The 18,047-nt window shown below is 43.5% G+C and carries 13 protein-coding genes and 1 pseudogene; 4 read left to right on the forward strand and 10 right to left on the reverse strand.

Annotated elements, in window-relative coordinates:
• Window positions 1-283: 283 nt before the first annotated feature.
• Window positions 284-1,285, reverse strand: coding sequence for a helix-turn-helix domain-containing protein (locus A9E74_RS05165; protein ID WP_069295590.1), 1,002 nt, complete (start codon window positions 1,283-1,285; stop codon window positions 284-286).
• Between the two features lie 113 nt (window positions 1,286-1,398).
• On the opposite strand from A9E74_RS05165, the gene A9E74_RS05170 reads away from it, so the two are divergent.
• Window positions 1,399-1,929 carry a hypothetical protein gene (locus A9E74_RS05170; protein WP_069295591.1) on the forward strand — a complete coding sequence of 177 codons (531 nt, stop codon included), beginning with the start codon at window positions 1,399-1,401 and terminating at the stop codon, window positions 1,927-1,929.
• Between the two features lie 8 nt (window positions 1,930-1,937).
• On the opposite strand, the gene tyrS is transcribed toward A9E74_RS05170, so the two are convergent.
• Window positions 1,938-3,140, reverse strand: a complete 1,203-nt coding sequence (tyrS, locus tag A9E74_RS05175; RefSeq protein WP_069295592.1) for a tyrosine--tRNA ligase — start codon at window positions 3,138-3,140, stop codon at window positions 1,938-1,940.
• Between the two features lie 122 nt (window positions 3,141-3,262).
• On the opposite strand from tyrS, the gene A9E74_RS05180 reads away from it, so the two are divergent.
• Window positions 3,263-4,852, forward strand: a complete 1,590-nt coding sequence (locus tag A9E74_RS05180; protein ID WP_069295593.1) for a M23 family metallopeptidase — start codon at window positions 3,263-3,265, stop codon at window positions 4,850-4,852.
• A gap of 31 nt (window positions 4,853-4,883) precedes the next feature.
• Window positions 4,884-5,990 carry an anhydro-N-acetylmuramic acid kinase gene (locus A9E74_RS05185; RefSeq protein WP_245652057.1) on the forward strand — a complete coding sequence of 369 codons (1,107 nt, stop codon included), beginning with the start codon at window positions 4,884-4,886 and terminating at the stop codon, window positions 5,988-5,990.
• On the opposite strand, the gene gcvH is transcribed toward A9E74_RS05185, so the two are convergent.
• From gcvH to glgC, 4 genes are read right to left on the reverse strand one after another with little or no spacing between them, the layout of a single operon-like run.
• Window positions 5,966-6,355, reverse strand: a complete 390-nt coding sequence (gcvH, locus tag A9E74_RS05190; RefSeq protein ID WP_069295595.1) for a glycine cleavage system protein GcvH — start codon at window positions 6,353-6,355, stop codon at window positions 5,966-5,968. The two genes, A9E74_RS05185 and gcvH, sit on opposite strands and share 25 nt — an antisense overlap.
• On the reverse strand, window positions 6,348-7,805 hold the full coding sequence (gene malQ / locus A9E74_RS05195; RefSeq protein WP_069295596.1) for a 4-alpha-glucanotransferase: 1,458 nt from the start codon (window positions 7,803-7,805) through the stop codon (window positions 6,348-6,350). The genes gcvH and malQ overlap by 8 nt, the downstream gene beginning before the upstream one ends.
• A gap of 3 nt (window positions 7,806-7,808) precedes the next feature.
• Window positions 7,809-9,491 (reverse strand): glycoside hydrolase family 57 protein, encoded by a 1,683-nt coding sequence (locus A9E74_RS05200; RefSeq protein WP_069295597.1) that lies wholly within the window; start codon window positions 9,489-9,491, stop codon window positions 7,809-7,811.
• Window positions 9,481-10,749, reverse strand: a complete 1,269-nt coding sequence (gene glgC / locus A9E74_RS05205; RefSeq protein ID WP_069295598.1) for a glucose-1-phosphate adenylyltransferase — start codon at window positions 10,747-10,749, stop codon at window positions 9,481-9,483. The genes A9E74_RS05200 and glgC overlap by 11 nt, the downstream gene beginning before the upstream one ends.
• Window positions 10,750-10,855: 106 nt before the next feature.
• On the opposite strand from glgC, the gene glgB reads away from it, so the two are divergent.
• Entirely contained in the window at window positions 10,856-13,030 is a 2,175-nt protein-coding gene (glgB, locus tag A9E74_RS05210; protein WP_069295599.1) for a 1,4-alpha-glucan branching protein GlgB, read from the forward strand.
• 44 nt (window positions 13,031-13,074) lie between these two features.
• Here the strand turns inward: glgB and pgi are convergent.
• From pgi to A9E74_RS05230, 4 genes and pseudogenes are all read right to left on the reverse strand, one after another.
• Window positions 13,075-14,711: pseudogene (gene pgi / locus A9E74_RS05215) on the reverse strand (glucose-6-phosphate isomerase).
• A gap of 17 nt (window positions 14,712-14,728) precedes the next feature.
• A complete protein-coding gene (gene hisS / locus A9E74_RS05220) occupies window positions 14,729-16,003 on the reverse strand; it encodes a histidine--tRNA ligase (RefSeq protein ID WP_069295600.1) in 1,275 nt (424 codons plus the stop codon).
• A 2-nt stretch (window positions 16,004-16,005) separates the two neighbouring features.
• On the reverse strand, window positions 16,006-17,124 hold the full coding sequence (ispG, locus tag A9E74_RS05225) for a flavodoxin-dependent (E)-4-hydroxy-3-methylbut-2-enyl-diphosphate synthase (protein ID WP_069295601.1): 1,119 nt from the start codon (window positions 17,122-17,124) through the stop codon (window positions 16,006-16,008).
• Window positions 17,124-18,047: a RodZ domain-containing protein gene (locus A9E74_RS05230; RefSeq protein WP_069295602.1), complete on the reverse strand. Its 924-nt coding sequence runs from the start codon at window positions 18,045-18,047 to the stop codon at window positions 17,124-17,126. Before A9E74_RS05230 ends, ispG begins: the two co-directional genes overlap by 1 nt.

Consider the following 18,047-nt stretch of genomic DNA (forward strand, 5'->3'; position numbering starts at 1 on the left):
ACCCCGCTTAATCTGTCAACCCTCAACGCGTTTATTTATCAGCGCTGAGGAGTGTCTGTCGAAACAGAACGGCGCATTCTACAGATTGAAATTCATTCGTCAACAGGAAGTTTTTCTTAATTGCATTAATGATGTGCTAGCTTTATGAATTGATAAGAAAAAAACTTTAAAGATAGAATATTTTTATCTATATCCACGCCAAATTAACCAGATATTCGAGCAAAATTCGAATCCTAGCGCTCCGTTGGAAACCAAAATTCCACTGTTTCAAACCTAGTGTCTTTTATTTGTTGAGATAAAGCTGTCGGTATTCTCGGGGTGAATGTCCGAAGTAACTTTTAAACACTCGGCTGAAATGCGACATATTGTTGAAGCCTGCCTGAAAAGCAATTTCGGATATGGTCTTTTCTTGTTGCATTATATTAAGTAACTGTTTTCGGCATTCAGCCATTCGGTGATCTAAAACAAACCCCATCAACGAAGTTTCTTCTTCATGGAAAAGATTATTCAAATAACGTTTAGAAATGCCGATTCGACTGGCTATGACATTTGCATCCAAGTCTGGATCAAATAATTGAGTCATGATTTGTTGTTTCACGCGGGTAAGTAATAATCGGCGATGTTTGGTATTTGATTGAAGCTGCGCTGTTTCTGTACCTGATAATGTCAGAGTAAACATATTGAGCAACTGTTCAGATAATGAGTTAAATTCCGACTGTTTTAGTGAACTGAGTTGCTGAACCGTAGTTTGAATGAAATTTGTGGTTATGGCTGGCAGTCCACTTGTTGGCGAAATTTTGGTTGCTGTCAGATCGTCTACATTTCTAATGGTTTGTTTTAACAAAGATCGCGGTATTGAAACCAGTACTTTGCTAAAGGATTGTGGAATGCTAATCCGATGTGGTCGAGTAGCATCGTAAAACGTCATCTCCCCGGCTTTTAAAAAAACTTCTCTGCCAGCCTGCTCAAGTTTGTAGTTTCCGGAACATAGCATTACAGCAAAATAACAATCCTGATTATCTGATGATGGTTCTGGAGATAAGCGTTCCAGAGATATAGCATGAGAACGAATCGTCGATAAACGTAATTGCTGCCATGGATAAATCGACATTTCGTTAAACAATTCGCCTTTTTTGGGTGGCGTAATTTCTACATTGGCGTATTCCCGACCAATCACTTCTTTTAGCCATTCCAATCGGTCCTTTTTTGGCAGATCTGCTGTAGAAAATCTTTGCCCAGATAACCTGTCTATGGAGGTTGAGCCAACAATTGCATCCATCATCATAGCCTACATGTCATTTGTTCCGATTTAGTCAAATTATCATACCCATGGAGAAAAGATGATCTTAAGTTGAGTGTGCAAAATGTACTCGGATGTTTAACGCACAGGAAATAAAAATGCCAAACTCAACAAATCGCGTGAATCTGGTTCTTCTCCGCGGAGCGACATTGTGGATATTGATGGCACTGCTCTTAGCGTGGATTTTAGTAGGGTTATATAACGAGATTGCTTTTTTGCAATGGCTCATACCTGGCAGACCTGTTCGAGTACTACAGGCGCATTTAGATTTTTTAATTATGAGCGCGTTAATATTGGGCTTTTACGCGACGAGAGTTCGACTGCCATGGCATGTATGCTGGGCTATGGTAATCGGCGCATTCACTAACTCAAGTCTGTTTTTACTACATGCCATTTTTCCAGTGACTGATCCATTGTCTGAACTGTACCAAGAAATAACTTTTTGGAGTTTGGCTTTTACTATCTATTTATATAGTAGTTTGTTACTTACCAGCTATGGCTTCGGAAAAGCGGCGGTATTAATTTTTAAATCAACCTTCAATGAAAAGGATTACGTTGCAAAGGACCAACAATCTTCATGTAAACGATGTGGCAGAGCCCTTGCCGATGAATTGACTCCATTGAATTGAAAAGCCGGCTATTGAATGGTCAGCACTTTTGCATATTTTCTTTTGCCAACTTGGATAATCAGCTGCTGATCATGCATCACAATCAAATCTTTGTTATCCATCTTTTCGCTGTCAATTTTTACTGCGCCCTGTTTAATCATTCTTAAGGCTTCGGAAGTACTGACAGTAAGTCCAGCTTCTTTAAGAACATTTGCAATTGGCATCCCTTCGGCGCCAACAGTCAAATTCACTTCAGCAATATCGTCTGGGATTTCGCCTTTTTTAAATTGACTTTCAAAATCAAGCCTTGCTTGTGGACCAGCTGCGTCACCGTGAAACCGTGAGACAATCTCTTCAGCAAATAACTTTTTGACTTCAATTGGATTACGACCATCAGCAACAGATTGTTTCCAGTCTGCAATATCCGTTAACGACTTAAAGCTCAGTAACTCAATATAACGCCACATCAACTCATCTGAAATTGACATCAGTTTGCCAAAGATATCCTTAGGGCTCTCATCTATACCAATGTAATTCCCCAAGGATTTGGACATCTTCTGTACGCCATCCAGCCCAACCAGAAGCGGCATGGTTAAAATACATTGCGGCGATTTGCCATAAGCTTTCTGTAATTCACGGCCCATCAACAGATTAAACTTTTGATCGGTTCCGCCTAGCTCAACATCAGCATCCAACACAACGGAATCGTAACCTTGTATTAAAGGATATAAAAACTCGTGAATCGCAATAGGTTGCCCGCCCGTATAACGTTTATGAAAATCGTCACGTTCGAGCATGCGTGCAACAGTATGATGCGAGGCCAAACGAATCATGTCAGCAGAGGACAATTCGTTCATCCAATGTGAATTGAAAACTACTTGAGTACGTTCGGGATCAAGTATTTTGAAAACCTGTTTTTGATAAGTTTCCGCATTCTGCTTCACTTGTTCGGGAGTTAATGGCTTGCGTGTCACATTTTTACCGGTTGGATCACCAATCATTCCGGTAAAATCGCCAATCAAAAATAGGATTTCATGTCCTAGATCTTGGAACAACTTTAGCTTATTCAGCAATACGGTATGACCAAGATGCAAGTCTGGTGCCGTTGGATCAAAACCCGCCTTGATACGCAGTGGTTTACCCGTTTCCAGCTTTTCAATTAACTCTTTTTCAACCAGAATTTCTTCTGATCCACGACGGATTTCTGCCAAGGTTTCTTGTACAGTTCTCATCATCGTTCTCCGCGATATAAAAATTGGCGGGCAATATAACACAAGATCTTGCCTTCTAGGGGTTTCAATTCCGAGCAAATGCTGAGAGAATTGCACGAATTTACTATAAACAGGGAATGCCCATGAAGAAACGTAATAGACTTCTGAGCTCATCACAGCAATCAAAATTATTTAAATCTGAAACGCTGTCTCCCCACAAAAACAGACATATTCCAATCCTATCTTTGTTAGCTCTTACCGGTATTTTTATAACCGGTATCGTATTGGCGACAAGTGAACCTAGCTCCACAACCAGTCAAACACAGGCTGTTACTTTACCTAACATGCCGACTGAAAGTGAATCTTCCGCCTCTGCAACTCAATCAGTTATTCCACTATCGGTACAGTCTGTTGAGACTGAAACGACATCTATCGATACTGCAATAATTGAAGAAGCTGAAACAGAACAGAAAGATATTACTTTGGACGAGTCATCTGAAATTGAGCGTCTACATCTGAGTCAACCAACTCCGGTGGTTGAAACTGAAGTTTCGAGTATTATCGATGCGACATCACCCCAAGATGTAACAGCTAACGACGCAAGTAATGGTGAGATGAGCTGGCAAGAAGTTGAAGTTAAGTCCGGTGATAACCTCTCATTAATTTTCCCAAGAGCTGGTTTAGGTGCTCGTGATGTTTATAACGTTGCTCAGACTGCTGGTGAAGATGCTAAAGCACTACTTAATCTTAGACCTGGTCAAATAGTACGTTTTGGAACAGTCACTGATAGTGAACAAAAGTTAGTTTTAAAACAACTTCAATTGCAATTAAACCCAATGAAAACCTTGACGTTAACAGCAACTGAGCAAGGTTTTGAAACCGAAGTTGTTGAACGCGAACTAGATAAGCAACGTCAACTGGTTGCTGGTGAGATTCAAAGTTCATTGTTTGTTGATGGACAAAAAGCCGGTATGTCAGACCGATTAATTATGGAAATGGCGCATATTTTTGGCTGGGACGTAGATTTTGCTTTGGACCTACGTAAGGGCGACAGTTTTAAAGTTATTTATAACGAAAACTTTTTAGACGGCGAAAAAGTGGCCGATGGTGAAATTCTGGCAGCAGAGTTTACTAATCGTGGTAACACCTTCAGAGCTATTCGTTTCACTGATAGCAATGGTGAAAGCCGTTTCTATACTCCTAACGGAGATAGTATGCGTAAAGCCTTCACAAGAACACCGGTGCCTATTTCACGCATCAGTTCTGGCTTTAATCCGAATCGTAAACACCCTGTTTTACAAACCAATCGTCCACATCGTGGCGTAGATTATGCGGCTCCTACTGGAACGCCAATACTGGCTACTGGTGACGGTAAAGTAGATTTTGTTGGAACGAAAGGTGGGTATGGCCGCACGGTAGTTTTATCTCATGGCGGTCGTTACACAACGCTGTTTGCCCACATGTCTAGTTATAAAAAAGGTATTCGTGTTGGCCAGCGTGTAAGACAAGGTGAAGTTATTGGTTATATCGGCATGAGTGGTTTGGCAACCGGCCCACACTTGCATTATGAATTCCGTGTAGATGGTGTGCATAAAAATCCTTTAACAGTAACTTTACCAAAAGCTGAACCAATTCCAAGTCAATATCTGGCGCAGTTCAAAACCACTGCACAACCACTAATTGCCAGCTTAGATAATATACAAGTACCAACCTTGGCCTTACGCCAAGATTAAAATATTCAGAATGGGCTTTTACATCGGTGTAATGTCAGGCACAAGCCTGGATGCTATTGATGTAGCGTTAATTGAAACATCGCCTACGGATCAACCTAGATTAATTGCCCATCACTCAGCAGAATTTGCTGCTGAGCTGCAAACAACGCTAACGGATTTAATTCGTTCTCAGCATTGTCAGCTCTCCCAGTTGGGTGAATTAGATGTTCAGCTGGGTCATGCTTATGCCGACGCTATTAACACCCTGCTAGCATCGTCAGGCATTTCTCCTGCTCAAATTGATGGCATAGGCTGTCATGGCCAAACGATATTCCATTCTCCCGACTCAAAATACCCCTTTAGTATGCAAATCGGCAATGGCAATGTTGTTGCTGAAAAAACCGGTATTACCACCGTTTGTGATTTTCGCCAGCGAGATATGATAAATGGCGGGCAAGGCGCCCCTTTGGTTCCGGCTTTTCATGCTGCTCTGTTTCGTTCGGATAGTGAAAACAGGGTAATTTTGAATATCGGTGGCATCAGCAATATCAGTATATTAACGGCCAATTCGCATAGCATTTTGCAAGGATTTGATACTGGACCCGGCAATACCCTTATGGATGCATGGATTCAGCAGCATAGACAGCAGGCTTTTGATAATGAAGGTAAATGGGCTGAAGGTGGCCAAGTAAGTCAGTCTTTATTACTGAAATTAAAGTCCGATCCTTATTTCGCACGAAAAATACCTAAAAGCACCGGTTGTGAATTGTTTAATTTAGGCTGGTTAATGCAGCAATTAAGCTTAGCTGGCATTTCAGATCTTGATGCGCAAGATGTGCAAGCGACTCTGATGGCTTTTACAGTATCAACCATTGTTGATGCTATACATCAATATGCCAGTCAAACAGACAAAGTTTACGTATGTGGTGGCGGTGCTAGAAACGCAGCTTTAATGCGACAACTGCAAAATGCCTTGGATACTATAGAGGTCATGACTACAGCAATGATTGGCTTAGATCCTCAATGGGTTGAGGCTGCTGCATTTGGATGGCTTGCCGAGCAAACATTGCAACACAATGCGCTTGATTTACGTGAGGTAACTGGCGCCCGCCGCCCCAGCATATTAGGTGCGGTCTATTGGTCTAAAAAAGCATCATAGTCCATAGCGGTCATTAACTCTGCTGTAACTTCTTCGATAGGAAGATCAGAACGAAAGCGCACAATCCAACCATTATTGAATGGTTCTTGATTGATCAGCTCAGGCATTTCAACCAGTTGTTGATTGATGGCAATAATTTCACCACTGATTGGCATAACCACATCCGAAGCCGATTTAACTGATTCAATTACTGCACAGGCCTCTCCCGCAGCAAACTCCTGGCCTTCTGCTGGCAACTCAACAAAGACTATGTCACCCAAACTATCCTGAGCATGCTCAGTAATTCCAAGAGTAAAAATTCCCGTTCCTTGTTGTTCCAGCCAAACATGCGACTCACTATAATAATATTCGTCTGAATTATTCATAAATGATGCGTCCGTATATTTGATTAAGTTGTCTTAACTTTTCAGCGCAACCTTCAGGAAGCATAGTCCACTCAAACTGCCATTTCCAGTTACCTTCCATAGTTCCGGGAACGTTCATACGATGCTCACCGCCCAATTCAAGTAAATCCTGCATTGGTATAACTGCCAGTTGTGAAACTGACTTTAGGGCTACACGGATCAGCAACCAAGGCATCGCCTCTTCACTAGGTCCGATATATTGATGTAAGTGTTGGCGAGTCGCCTCATCAATCTCATCATACCAACCCAAACTAGTATTGTTATCATGAGTGCCCGTATAGGTAATGCTATCGTTACAATGCTTGTGAGGCAGATAAGGATTGTCGGCATCACCACCAAAGGCAAATTGTAAAATCTTCATACCGGGCATCGCGAACTGCTCGCGCAAAGCAGTGACTTCAGCGGTAATAATACCCAAATCTTCAGCAACCAGCGGAAGCTCCCCAAACTCAGAAACCAGCTTTTTGAATAAAGCTTCTCCAGGTGCTTTGCCCCATTCACCTTCCATAGCTGTTTCACAGCTGGCTGGGATTTCCCAGCAGGCTTCAAATCCTCTGAAGTGGTCAATACGAATTAAATCAAACAAATCTAATTGTGTGGCAAGCCGTTTTAACCACCAACTGAAATCCTCTTTGATGTGCGCCTGCCAATCATAAAGCGGATTGCCCCAGCGCTGCCCTGTGGCTGAGAAATAATCTGGGGGAACCCCTGTAACCTTGGTTGCTTGTCCAGTGGCGTCTAAAGTAAATAGTTCTGGTGCAGCCCAGACATCCGCACTGTCATGAGCAACAAAAATAGGCATATCACCAAATAATTTGATTTGGTGTTGATTGGCATAGGTTTTTAGATTTTGCCATTGCTGGAAAAAAAGAAATTGCTCGAAACGGCGAATGGTTAATGATTCAGTTCGTTGTTCAGCTAGTTCTTTCAAAGCTGCCGGCTGCCTGTCGCGGAGTGGTTCAGGCCATTCAAACCATGGCATTGCATGATTCAGGTTGCGTATTTCCCGATATAAAACATAATCTTCGAGCCAGAAGGCCTGAAGTTGACAGAATTCATTGAAAGCCGTCCAATCCGCTTCTGTTGCATGCTCAACAAATTGTTTATAAGCATTCACCACGATAGTGAACACTTTTTTACCAGCCAAATCTTCATTACGACACCAAGGTTTAGCCTTAATGGAATCAATGCACAACAACTTATTATTGCCAGCATGAGCGGATAAGCACTGATAGGGTGAACCATCCTCATGGGTTGGCCCTAATGGCAGCATCTGCCAGACGGTTACTCCTGCTTGTTGCAGAAAGTCTATAAAGCGATATGCATCAGCGCCTAAATTTCCAGACGGCAAACTCGTAATGTGTAATAAAACGCCTGTGCGACGGTTATCAAAAATATGTGCCTGTTTCATGTATTAGCCGCCACGACGCATTGTGCCGCCTTGTTCAGCCTCACCTCCACCAAAAGATACGACTTCTGACAATATCTGCGGCACTTCTTCTCCCAGCATTTGATAGAGGTTGGATAAATGTAATCTGAACAGCCGCTCAAAATCGCTGACACTGTCTGCTGAGTTGTAATCGCCAAACCACCAGAACCAGTCCGATCCTTCACAAATTGCCAGCTGTCTATCTATCGCTAGCTGCATCTCTTCATCAAAAGTGGTGGTAGCCATTTTTTGGTCATAAACCTGTTTGACCTGACTGAGCAAATCCCACCCACGATTTTTATCAGCATCACCAATCCATGTCGAAAAGGATCCATATACCCAACTTCCAGCCACCATTTCAGGGAGGGAACCCGGAGTTACGCCACTTTCTAAACATTCGCTAAAGGTCGTGAGTTCAAGCTCTGGATGTTGCGACAATTGCTTATACAAACTCTGCAAGAAATAAAACCCATTGTAGGAGTAATACTCCCAGGCATTTTCACCATCGAGAATGACGGAAACCACCCGATCAGGATCATCTTCGGTTGTAGCTTTAATATTCAGTAAATGACTAATAAAATCATTTACCGCATCTTCAGCACTCCATTTGGTGTAGATAAAACCAATCATATCCGACAAGCCATCATCACGGAAAAAACACGCCGGAGGTAAATCTTTCAATCGATAAGGTTTATGGATATTTGCCTCAGGCATGTCCGACTTATTCAGGCTATTACGCAAGACATTTTCACCTGTAGCGGTCCAACTGAAACCATGTTCTGCTATTAATGGCAATGTTGCATCAGATACTGCTCCCTCAGAGGGCCAGCAGCCCTTAGGGCGAAATCCGAAAAATGACTCAAATACTCGCAAGCCCTCTTCCATTTGCCAATGAGCTCGAGCCTCACCACCAGGATATTCGGTAATTTCCGGTAAAGGAGCATCAGGCATAGCTTCAAGCGTACTGTTGATATCCAATAACAACGGCAAGATAGGATGGGCGTATGGTGTGACCGATAATTCTACTCGTCCCGACTCCGCTAAACGACGGTAACGTGGAATCAAGTCACTTAAGATTTCACTGATGACCGTCAATAACTGGCGCCGATCATGAAAAGTAAAAAAATGGCCTTTTTTCATCAGATTCTGAATACGAATATCACTACGTCGTACCGATTCAGCCATCCAAACTAAGTGATACCAAACCAGCAAATCCACCAAATATTGTTCATTGAGATAACGGAGACGTTCCGTCTGTTCCAATGCCCAACGGGCAATTTCGGCCAACCGTGCAAAATGCGGAAACGGTGCTATCAATTTTTCTTCATTTGCTCTTAGACAGGCATTTATCAATTTCCGTCGTTCACCAGCATGCACCGGTTGTACCGGTGAATCCAATGCAATTAACAATGGATCTTTCAAACGGCCCGTACCTTTAAAACGGCCTTTTAACTGCTGATCATAATCATCAATTTGTTCCAATAAAGTTGGCGCAAAATTCACTACCGCCTTAGCTTCAGAAACATTTTCAAGATGCCACGCCATATCTGCGTAATCTTTTATCGCATGCAAATAGGTCCAGGGAAGCTGATAATTCCCCCCCATCGGCTCACTGTACTGCGGCTGGTGCATGTGCCAGCAAAGAACAACTTTTAATTTATCGGACATAACGGTAATTTTGCCCCAGCATTTCAGGTGTCACTAAAACGACACCATTAGGTGAAACTTCAAAGCGTTGTGCATCCAATACCGGATCTTCACCGATAATCGTGCCCTCAGGAACGATACAGCCTTTATCCAACACAACTTTCTTTAGGCGACAATGCCTACCAACAGTAACATCAGGTAATACAACACTATCTTCGATAAGACTATAGCTCAGTACTTCAACGTTCGAGAACAGAACGGAGTGTCGTACGACAGATCCAGAAATGATACAGCCGCCTGAAACCATTGAATCGACGGCCATACCGCGACGATCATCGTCATCAAACACAAATTTGGCAGGTGGCAGTTGAGCCTGGTGTGTCCAGATTGGCCAGTCTTCGTCGTACAGGTTTAACTCGGGTGTGACGCCTATCAACTCCAGATTAGCTGACCAGAAAGCATCTATAGTTCCGACATCACGCCAGTAACCGGGATCATTCCCTTGAACATCTTTGTAAGGAAACGCGACGACTTTATATTTTTGAATTAAAGAAGGAATGATGTCGTGCCCAAAATCATGGCTGGATCGGGAATTATCCGCATCTTTAATTAATTGCTCGTACAGAAAACCCGCGTTGAAAATATAAATACCCATGGAGGCCAACGCCACATCATCCGAACCAGGAATTGGCGTAGGGTTTTCAGGTTTTTCATTAAAAGCAACGATACGATGGTTTAAATCAACTGACATAACCCCAAACGCTTTGGCTTGATCCAACGGTACTTCGATACAACCAATCGTCATATCGGCATTTTGGGCAACATGCTCGGCCAGCATATCGCCGTAATCCATTTTGTAGATATGGTCGCCGGCAAGGATCAATACATATTCAGGACCATGATTTCGCAAGATATCAATATTTTGATAAACCGCATCGGCCGTGCCGGTATACCATCCCTGCTCTGTACGTTGCGAAGCGGGTAATAATTCGACAAACTCACCCAAGTCACCACGCATAAATCCCCAACCTTGTTGAATGTGGCGAATCAATGAATGCGCTTTATATTGCGTTAAAATTCCTACCCGGCGGATACCTGAATTAACGCAATTTGACAGAGGAAAATCGATAATTCTGAATTTCCCACCAAATGGCACAGCGGGTTTTGCCCGCCATCCTGTCAGTTGTTTTAGACGCGAGCCACGCCCACCTGCCAGGATCAGTGCCAATGTATCCCTGGTCAGTCGACTGACAAAACGCGTGCTATTATTTTTTGGCATATTTAATTCTCCGGCCAGCTATGCAGTGAAATATGTTGTAATGGCTTTAAGCGTGCCACATCGGTAAGGTGGACAGCAATAGAAAAATTTATAGGACAGTATATCTATGGTTTTTGAACAAAATTTGACAGACGACCAACTTAAAATCATAGAGGCCAGACATCATGATCCCTTTGCAGTATTGGGACGTCATCCAACTAAAACTGGTGTGAATGTTAGAGCTTTTTTGCCGCATACCGAATCAGCTTCAGTGGGTAAGAAGAATCTTCCCATGAAACGGGTACCAGGGACGGATATCTTTGAGTGGTCAGGCCAGTCAGATGATTTAGAAGTTCCCTACCAAATTCATCGTACAACTGTAAAAAATGAAATTCACAGTCATTATGACCCTTACTGCTTTGCTCCGCAGATTTCAGATTATGATTTGTATTTGTTTGCTGAGGGAAAACACTGGCATGCCTATCGTATTCTTGGCTCGCATAAACGCATCATTAATGGTGTAGAAGGCGTTGTATTTGCTACTTGGGCTCCCAATGCTCAACGTGTCAGTGTAGTAGGTAGCTTTAATCGCTGGGACGGACGTTGTCACCCGATGCGTTCACGAGGCAGCACCGGTGTTTGGGAATTATTTATTCCAGGTATCGGTATCGGCGAACTCTATAAATTTGAAATACGTAACCATCAAGATGGCAGTCTGCACCTGAAAATGGATCCTTATTGCCAGCAAGCAGAACTTCGCCCCAATACCGCCTCGGTAATATTTGATAGCGAATATCAATGGCAGGATAGGGACTGGATGTCCACGAGAGAGCATACCAATTGGTTAAATGCGCCACATAGTGTTTATGAAGTGCATCTTGGCTCCTGGCAAAAACAGAGTGATGGCAGCTTTTGCACTTATCGCCAACTTGCTGACAAACTGGTGCCATACGTCACCAAAATGGGCTTCACTCATATTGAACTGTTACCTATTACCGAACATCCGCTGGATATCTCGTGGGGGTATCAGACGACAGGCTATTATGCTGCGACCAGTCGCTTTGGTTCGCCGGATGATTTCCGCTATCTGGTGGATCAATGTCATCAAAATAATATCGGTGTAATCCTTGATTGGGTGCCCGGCCATTTTCCAAAAGACAGTTTCGGTTTGGCTCGATTTGATGGCACAGCTCTTTACGAACATGAAGATCCACGACGTGGTGAACATCAGGATTGGGGCACATTAATTTTCAATTATGGTCGCAATGAAGTTCGTAACTTTTTGTTATCCAGTGCGTTTTTCTGGCTGGAAGAATTCCATATTGATGGACTGCGTGTCGATGCAGTAGCGTCAATGTTGTATCTGGATTATTCGCGCCAGGAAGGACAATGGTTACCAAACATTCATGGTGGTCGCGAAAACCTTGAAGTGATCAGTTTCCTCAAAGAAGTAAACACCATTCTGCATCAGGCTCATCCCGGCTGTATTATCGCCGCGGAAGAGTCAACCTCTTATCCAATGGTTTCAAGACCTGCCGATATGGGTGGACTTGGGTTTTCGATGAAATGGAATATGGGGTGGATGCACGATATTCTTGAATATATGAAGCAAGACCCCATCCACCGCCGTTATCATCATGATCAACTGACCTTCGGCTTGCTCTATGCATTTACGGAGAATTTTGTCCTACCCTTCTCTCACGATGAGGTTGTACACGGCAAAAAATCAATGCGTTACAAGATGCCGGGGGATGAGTGGCAGCAATTTGCCAACCTGCGGTTGCTCTATACCTTTATGTATAGTTATCCCGGCAAAAAACTCTTGTTTATGGGGTCAGAATTTGGTCAAGGCAGTGAGTGGAATAGTGAACAAGCACTTGACTGGTATTTACTCGATTATCCATTGCATCAAGGTTTGTTACAAATTGTCACCGATTTAAATAAAGTTTATCGCGAAAGCCCTGCGCTGCATTTTCATGATTTTGATGCGTATGGTTTTGAATGGATTGACTGTAATGATCGTGAGCATTCGGTGTTGAGTTATCTGCGCCGCGGTCAAGACTCTATTGTGGTGGCAGTGTTTAATTTCACACCGGTAGTACGGGATAATTATCGAATTGGTGTGCCGGAAGCAGGTGAATACGAGGTGATCATTAACTCTGATTCTGAATATTACGCCGGCAGTAATTATCCAGTGAGCTCGTTTATCTATAGTGAAGCTATTGAATGGTCAGATAGACCATACTCAATCGTAGTTAATTTGCCGTCGTTAGCTGGTCTGATTATTCGTAAGAAACATTAAAAAAAAAGCGGCTCGTTCGAACACGGGCCGCTTTTGTTTAATAATTACTGGCGTAAAGCACGGATCATTTTGATAAGCTCAGTGGTCGAGCTGTCATGTACGGAAATGTCTGCATTACCTTGCAAATCTGGCAATATCGCTTTAGCTAATTGCTTGCCTAGCTCAACACCCCATTGATCAAAAGAATTGATATTCCACACCACGCCTTGAACAAACACTTTATGTTCATACAAAGCAACTAATTGACCCAGCATTTCAGGCGTCAATTTTGGAAATAACAAAACGTTACTTGGACGATTTCCCGGGAACACCTTATGCGGCAGTAATGCATCCAAGGCTTTGCCTTCATAGCCTTCTTTAATCAGCTCTTCTCTGACTTCTTCGGCACTTTTGCCTTTCATTAATGCTTCAGATTGCGCCAAACCATTTGCCAGCAAAATAGATTGATGATCACATTCTGGATAATGGCTATTGACCGGTAACACGAAATCCACTGGGATTAACTGTGTTCCCTGATGAATCAGCTGAAAATAGGCATGTTGTCCGTTAGTGCCCGGAGTACCCCAGATAACTGGGCCCGTTTTATAACTGATACGGGCACCCTGACGATTAATAAACTTACCGTTACTTTCCATATCCAACTGTTGCATATGGTTTGGAAAACGGGCTAATGAATGGTCATAGGGCACAATGGCATGGGTCTGTGCATTAAAGAAATTAATGTACCAAATCCCCAACATGCCCATGATAACCGGGATATTTTCGGCTAATGGTTTGCTGCGGAAATGGTTATCCATTTCATGTCCACCTTCAAGCAGACGAATAAAATTATCCATGCCGACATACAACGCGATTGGTAGTCCGATGGCACTCCACAATGAATAGCGTCCCCCTACCCAATCCCAGATTTCAAACATGTTGGCGGTATCAATGCCAAATTTTGAAACTTCTTTAGCATTGGTCGACACAGCAACAAAATGCTTGGCCACATCAGCTTGAGTAGCGACTTTTAAAAACCAGTTACGAGCAGATTGGGCATTGGTGAGGGTTTCTTGCGTAGTAAATGTTTTTGAAGCCACAATAAAAAGCGTGGTTTCAGGATTGAGTTTCTCAAGTGTTGTACTGAGATCAGTACCATCCACATTTGAAACAAAGTGTGCTTCAAGACCATCAATACCGTAAGGTTCCAGTGCATCACAGATCATGCAGGGCCAAGATCCGAACCACCAATGCCGATATTCACAATATCGGTAATTTTTTTGCCGCTAAAACCCAACCATTTACCGGTATGAACCTGCTCGCAGAATGCGGCCATTTTGTCTAAAACCGCATTGACTTGCGGCATAACATCCTGACCATCCACCATAACAGGTGTGTTGGCACGGTTACGTAATGCAGTATGCAAGACTGCACGGCCTTCAGTGTGATTTATCTGCTCACCGGAAAACATGCGTTCAATCCATGATTGCATATCAACAGCTTGTGCAAGGGCGAGAAGTTTATCGATGGTTTCTTGGGTAATGCGATTTTTGGAATAATCCAATAACAGTTCGCCCGAACGCAGAGAAAACCGCTCAAACCGACCCGAATCCAGCACGAATTGCTCGCGCATCGACAGGTATTTGATATCGGAGTAATGTCTATCCAGTGATTGCCATTCGGCGATATTTAGTGGCGTCATATTTCTACTTATTTTTGTTAACGGTTATCAAAATGTGATGTAGAGAGAAAATTTGCTAGCTCCGACCAGGCTAATGTCTGTTGCTCGCCAGTAGACATGGTTTTAACACCAATATGTTGCTGCGACATTTCTTCTTCACCCAAAATTAAGGTCCAGCGCGCTCCACTGCGATCAGCCCGCTTGAATTGGCTTTTAAAACTACCACCACCACAGTGGCTAATCAAGCGAAGATCCGGTAGCTGGTCTCTTAGGCTTTCAGCTAATAACAAAGATTGCGCAGCAGCAGCTTCACCGACAGCAACCAGATAAACATCCGGCCCTTTAGTTTCAGGTAGCGTACCGCCCGCTTCCAATAGTGAAATTAATCGTTCCAGTCCGATGGCAAAACCGATTGCACTTGATGCTTTACCGCCCAGTTGAGTAATCAGTCCGTCATAGCGTCCACCGGCACACACGGTGCCTTGAGCGCCCAACTGATCTGTCACCCATTCGAAAACAGTTTTACCATAATAATCTAGCCCACGAACTAGCCGTGGATTGATTTCGAAAGCGATACCCGCTTCACGTAAGGTGGCGCATAACTGTTCAAAATGCTCAGCTGACTCTGCATCCAGATAATCAATCAATTTTGGAGCAGCTTCATTAAGTGACTGCATATCTGGATTTTTACTATCTAGTATGCGAAGAGGATTAGTTAATAAACGACGCTGACTGTCTTCGTCTAATTGCTCTTGATTGGACTGATAATATTCAACCAGTTTTTCCCGATAATTGAGACGCGCTTCTGTGCTGCCCAGCGAGTTGATTTGAAGCGTAATATCCTTTAACCCAAGCTTTTTCCATAAACGTGCCGTTAACAGGATCATTTCCGCATCAATATCCGGACCGCTGAAACCATAGGCTTCAACACCTAGTTGGTGAAACTGTCGATAACGGCCTTTTTGCGGACGTTCATGGCGAAACATAGGCCCCATATACCAAAGGCGTTGCTGTTGATTGAACATGCCATGTTCCATAGCTGCTCTGACACAGCCGGCAGTGCCTTCTGGTCGCAAAGTCAGGCTGTCACCATTGCGATCGTCAAAGGTATACATTTCCTTTTCAACAATGTCGGTGACTTCACCAATTGAGCGTTTGAATAATTCGGTTTTTTCCAGAATAGGTAAACGGATTTCCTGATAACCATAGCTATCGAGGATCTGTTTAAGGCTGGTTTCAACTGCTTGCCAATACGGCGTCATTTCCGGGAGAATGTCATTCATTCCCCGGACAGAACGGATTATCTCTGCCACCTTTAGCTTATGTCCTTTATCGGAATTACTTTTGCGGGTTGTTCGCTACGCATGGCGATCCGCTGACGAATCTCTTTTTCCAGCTCATCAACCAATGATTCATTGTCTAATTTATGATGGGGTTTTCCATCTCGATATAACAGATTTGGAGAGCCTCCAGTCAAGCCGATTGCAGCCTCTTTGGCTTCACCAGGGCCGTTAACCACACAGCCTATTACCGCAACATCCATCGGTTCGATAATATCTTCCAGGCGTGCTTCAAGCGCATTCACGGTAGATATAACATCAAACTCTTGTCTGGAGCAGGATGGACAAGCAATCAGGTTGATACCTTTGCTACGAATTCGCAGGCTTTTCAGAATATCAAAGCCGACGCGAATTTCTTCTATCGGATCAGCCGCTAATGAGACGCGAATCGTGTCGCCAATACCTTCAGCGAGCAACATACCAAGCCCTATAGCTGATTTCACTGCACCGCTGCGCAGGCTGCCAGCTTCTGTGATACCCAAGTGCAATGGTTGTTCAATTTGATCCGCCAATTGACGATAAGCATGCACCGTCATAAACACATCTGATGCCTTCAAACTCACTTTAAAATCAGGAAAGTTCAAACGATCCAGAATATCAATATGCCTTAAGGCCGATTCAACCAGTGCCTCTGGCGTTGGTTCGCCATATTTTTTTTGTAATTCTTTCTCTAGAGAACCGGCGTTCACACCAATGCGGATTGGAATACCAAAATCACGTGCCTTATCCACAACGGCACGAACACGATCTTCACGACCGATGTTGCCCGGATTTATCCGCAGACAATCAACACCCAGCTCTGCTACTCGTAAGGCAATTTTATAATCGAAATGAATGTCTGCGATAAGTGGGATATTCACCTGCTGGCGAATAGCACCAAAGGCTTCTGCCGCATCCATAGAAGGAATCGATACACGCACGATATCAGCACCCACTTTTTGCAAGCGCTGGATTTGATCAACTGTTGCTGCGACATCGGTAGTTTCAGTATTGGTCATACTTTGCACAGCAATTGGCGCATCGCCACCTACTGGAACATTGCCAACCATGATTTGACGTGATTTTCGCCGCTTAATGGGAGATGGTGCATGCATTAGGAGTCAGCTCCCAAAGTAAAGCGAGCGACATTACCACGGGTATATCCTGAAATATCAATTATCTCGCCATCAAATCTGACTGAAGCTGCATTCGCCTGTCCGAGTGAAACTTGCAAAGGTGAAGTACCAGTCAACTCGACCGTATTTCCGCCCCTAACCACACGGCTAATCAACACTTGCTGATTGGCATCACGCACTTCGACCCAACAATCAGAGTTTATGCCAATGATTAAATTTTTCTGACTTGAATCCTCAGCAACTGTCGGAGCAGTTGCTTCAAGCTCGGATTCTGCCATAACAGGTATCGGATCAACTTGAGAGGAATCATTTTGTATCAGATCTTCAGCTAATTCTTCTGATGATATGAGTGGCTCGTCGATATCAACAAACTGCTCAGTAGCCGATTCTGTATCTGGTATTGGAGACATTTCGCTAGTTTCCAGCGGGTCTAATGGCTCTATCAGCGGTTGATTAGGAATATCACTAATCTGATTGTCAGTTTGTGTCAGTTGCCATTGTTGATAGGCAAACCAAGCCAATATACCAACGATGATAAGTAGTAAAAACGGCAACAATTGAAACGAAGATTTCGCTGGTCTTATTTGTTGTATTGGGGCAATGGAAGGTGTTCGGTGATCAATGGTTTCATTGAACTCAATATTGAAGCCTGCCAGCATTTCATCCTGAGGAAGCCCCAAGAATTTGGCATAACTCAAAAAATAACCACGCGCATAAGTTCTACCGTGCAGCCTATCCCAGTTTTGTTCTTCAAGATGAACAATTGCATCTCGAGTTACTCTCAGCTGAGCAGCCGCATCAGTAATAGAGATCTTCTTTGCTTCCCGAGCTTCACGCAGACGTTTACCAACATCGGCTGTTGATGAAACAACACTCGCTTCTTCTGTATGACTTTCAGTCAT

This window comes from Methylophaga muralis (assembly GCF_001720165.1).
GTDB classification, from domain to species: Bacteria; Pseudomonadota; Gammaproteobacteria; order Nitrosococcales; family Methylophagaceae; genus Methylophaga; species Methylophaga muralis.

What these genes read in the sequence shown, in the direction of transcription:
- tyrS (WP_069295592.1), bottom strand. Translation starts at nt 3,140, where the DNA reads ATGAGAACTGTACAAGAAACCTTGGCAGAAATCCGTCGTGGATCAGAA.
- malQ (WP_069295596.1), bottom strand. Translation starts at nt 7,805, where the DNA reads ATGAAACAGGCACATATTTTTGATAACCGTCGCACAGGCGTTTTATTA.
- glgB (WP_069295599.1), top strand. Translation starts at nt 10,856, where the DNA reads ATGGTTTTTGAACAAAATTTGACAGACGACCAACTTAAAATCATAGAG.
- glgC (WP_069295598.1), bottom strand. Translation starts at nt 10,749, where the DNA reads ATGCCAAAAAATAATAGCACGCGTTTTGTCAGTCGACTGACCAGGGAT.
- A9E74_RS05170 (WP_069295591.1), top strand. Translation starts at nt 1,399, where the DNA reads ATGCCAAACTCAACAAATCGCGTGAATCTGGTTCTTCTCCGCGGAGCG.
- gcvH (WP_069295595.1), bottom strand. Translation starts at nt 6,355, where the DNA reads ATGAATAATTCAGACGAATATTATTATAGTGAGTCGCATGTTTGGCTG.
- A9E74_RS05180 (WP_069295593.1), top strand. Translation starts at nt 3,263, where the DNA reads ATGAAGAAACGTAATAGACTTCTGAGCTCATCACAGCAATCAAAATTA.
- A9E74_RS05185 (WP_245652057.1), top strand. Translation starts at nt 4,884, where the DNA reads ATGTCAGGCACAAGCCTGGATGCTATTGATGTAGCGTTAATTGAAACA.
- A9E74_RS05230 (WP_069295602.1), bottom strand. Translation starts at nt 18,047, where the DNA reads ATGACTGAAAGTCATACAGAAGAAGCGAGTGTTGTTTCATCAACAGCC.
- A9E74_RS05200 (WP_069295597.1), bottom strand. Translation starts at nt 9,491, where the DNA reads ATGTCCGATAAATTAAAAGTTGTTCTTTGCTGGCACATGCACCAGCCG.
- ispG (WP_069295601.1), bottom strand. Translation starts at nt 17,124, where the DNA reads ATGCATGCACCATCTCCCATTAAGCGGCGAAAATCACGTCAAATCATG.
- A9E74_RS05165 (WP_069295590.1), bottom strand. Translation starts at nt 1,285, where the DNA reads ATGATGATGGATGCAATTGTTGGCTCAACCTCCATAGACAGGTTATCT.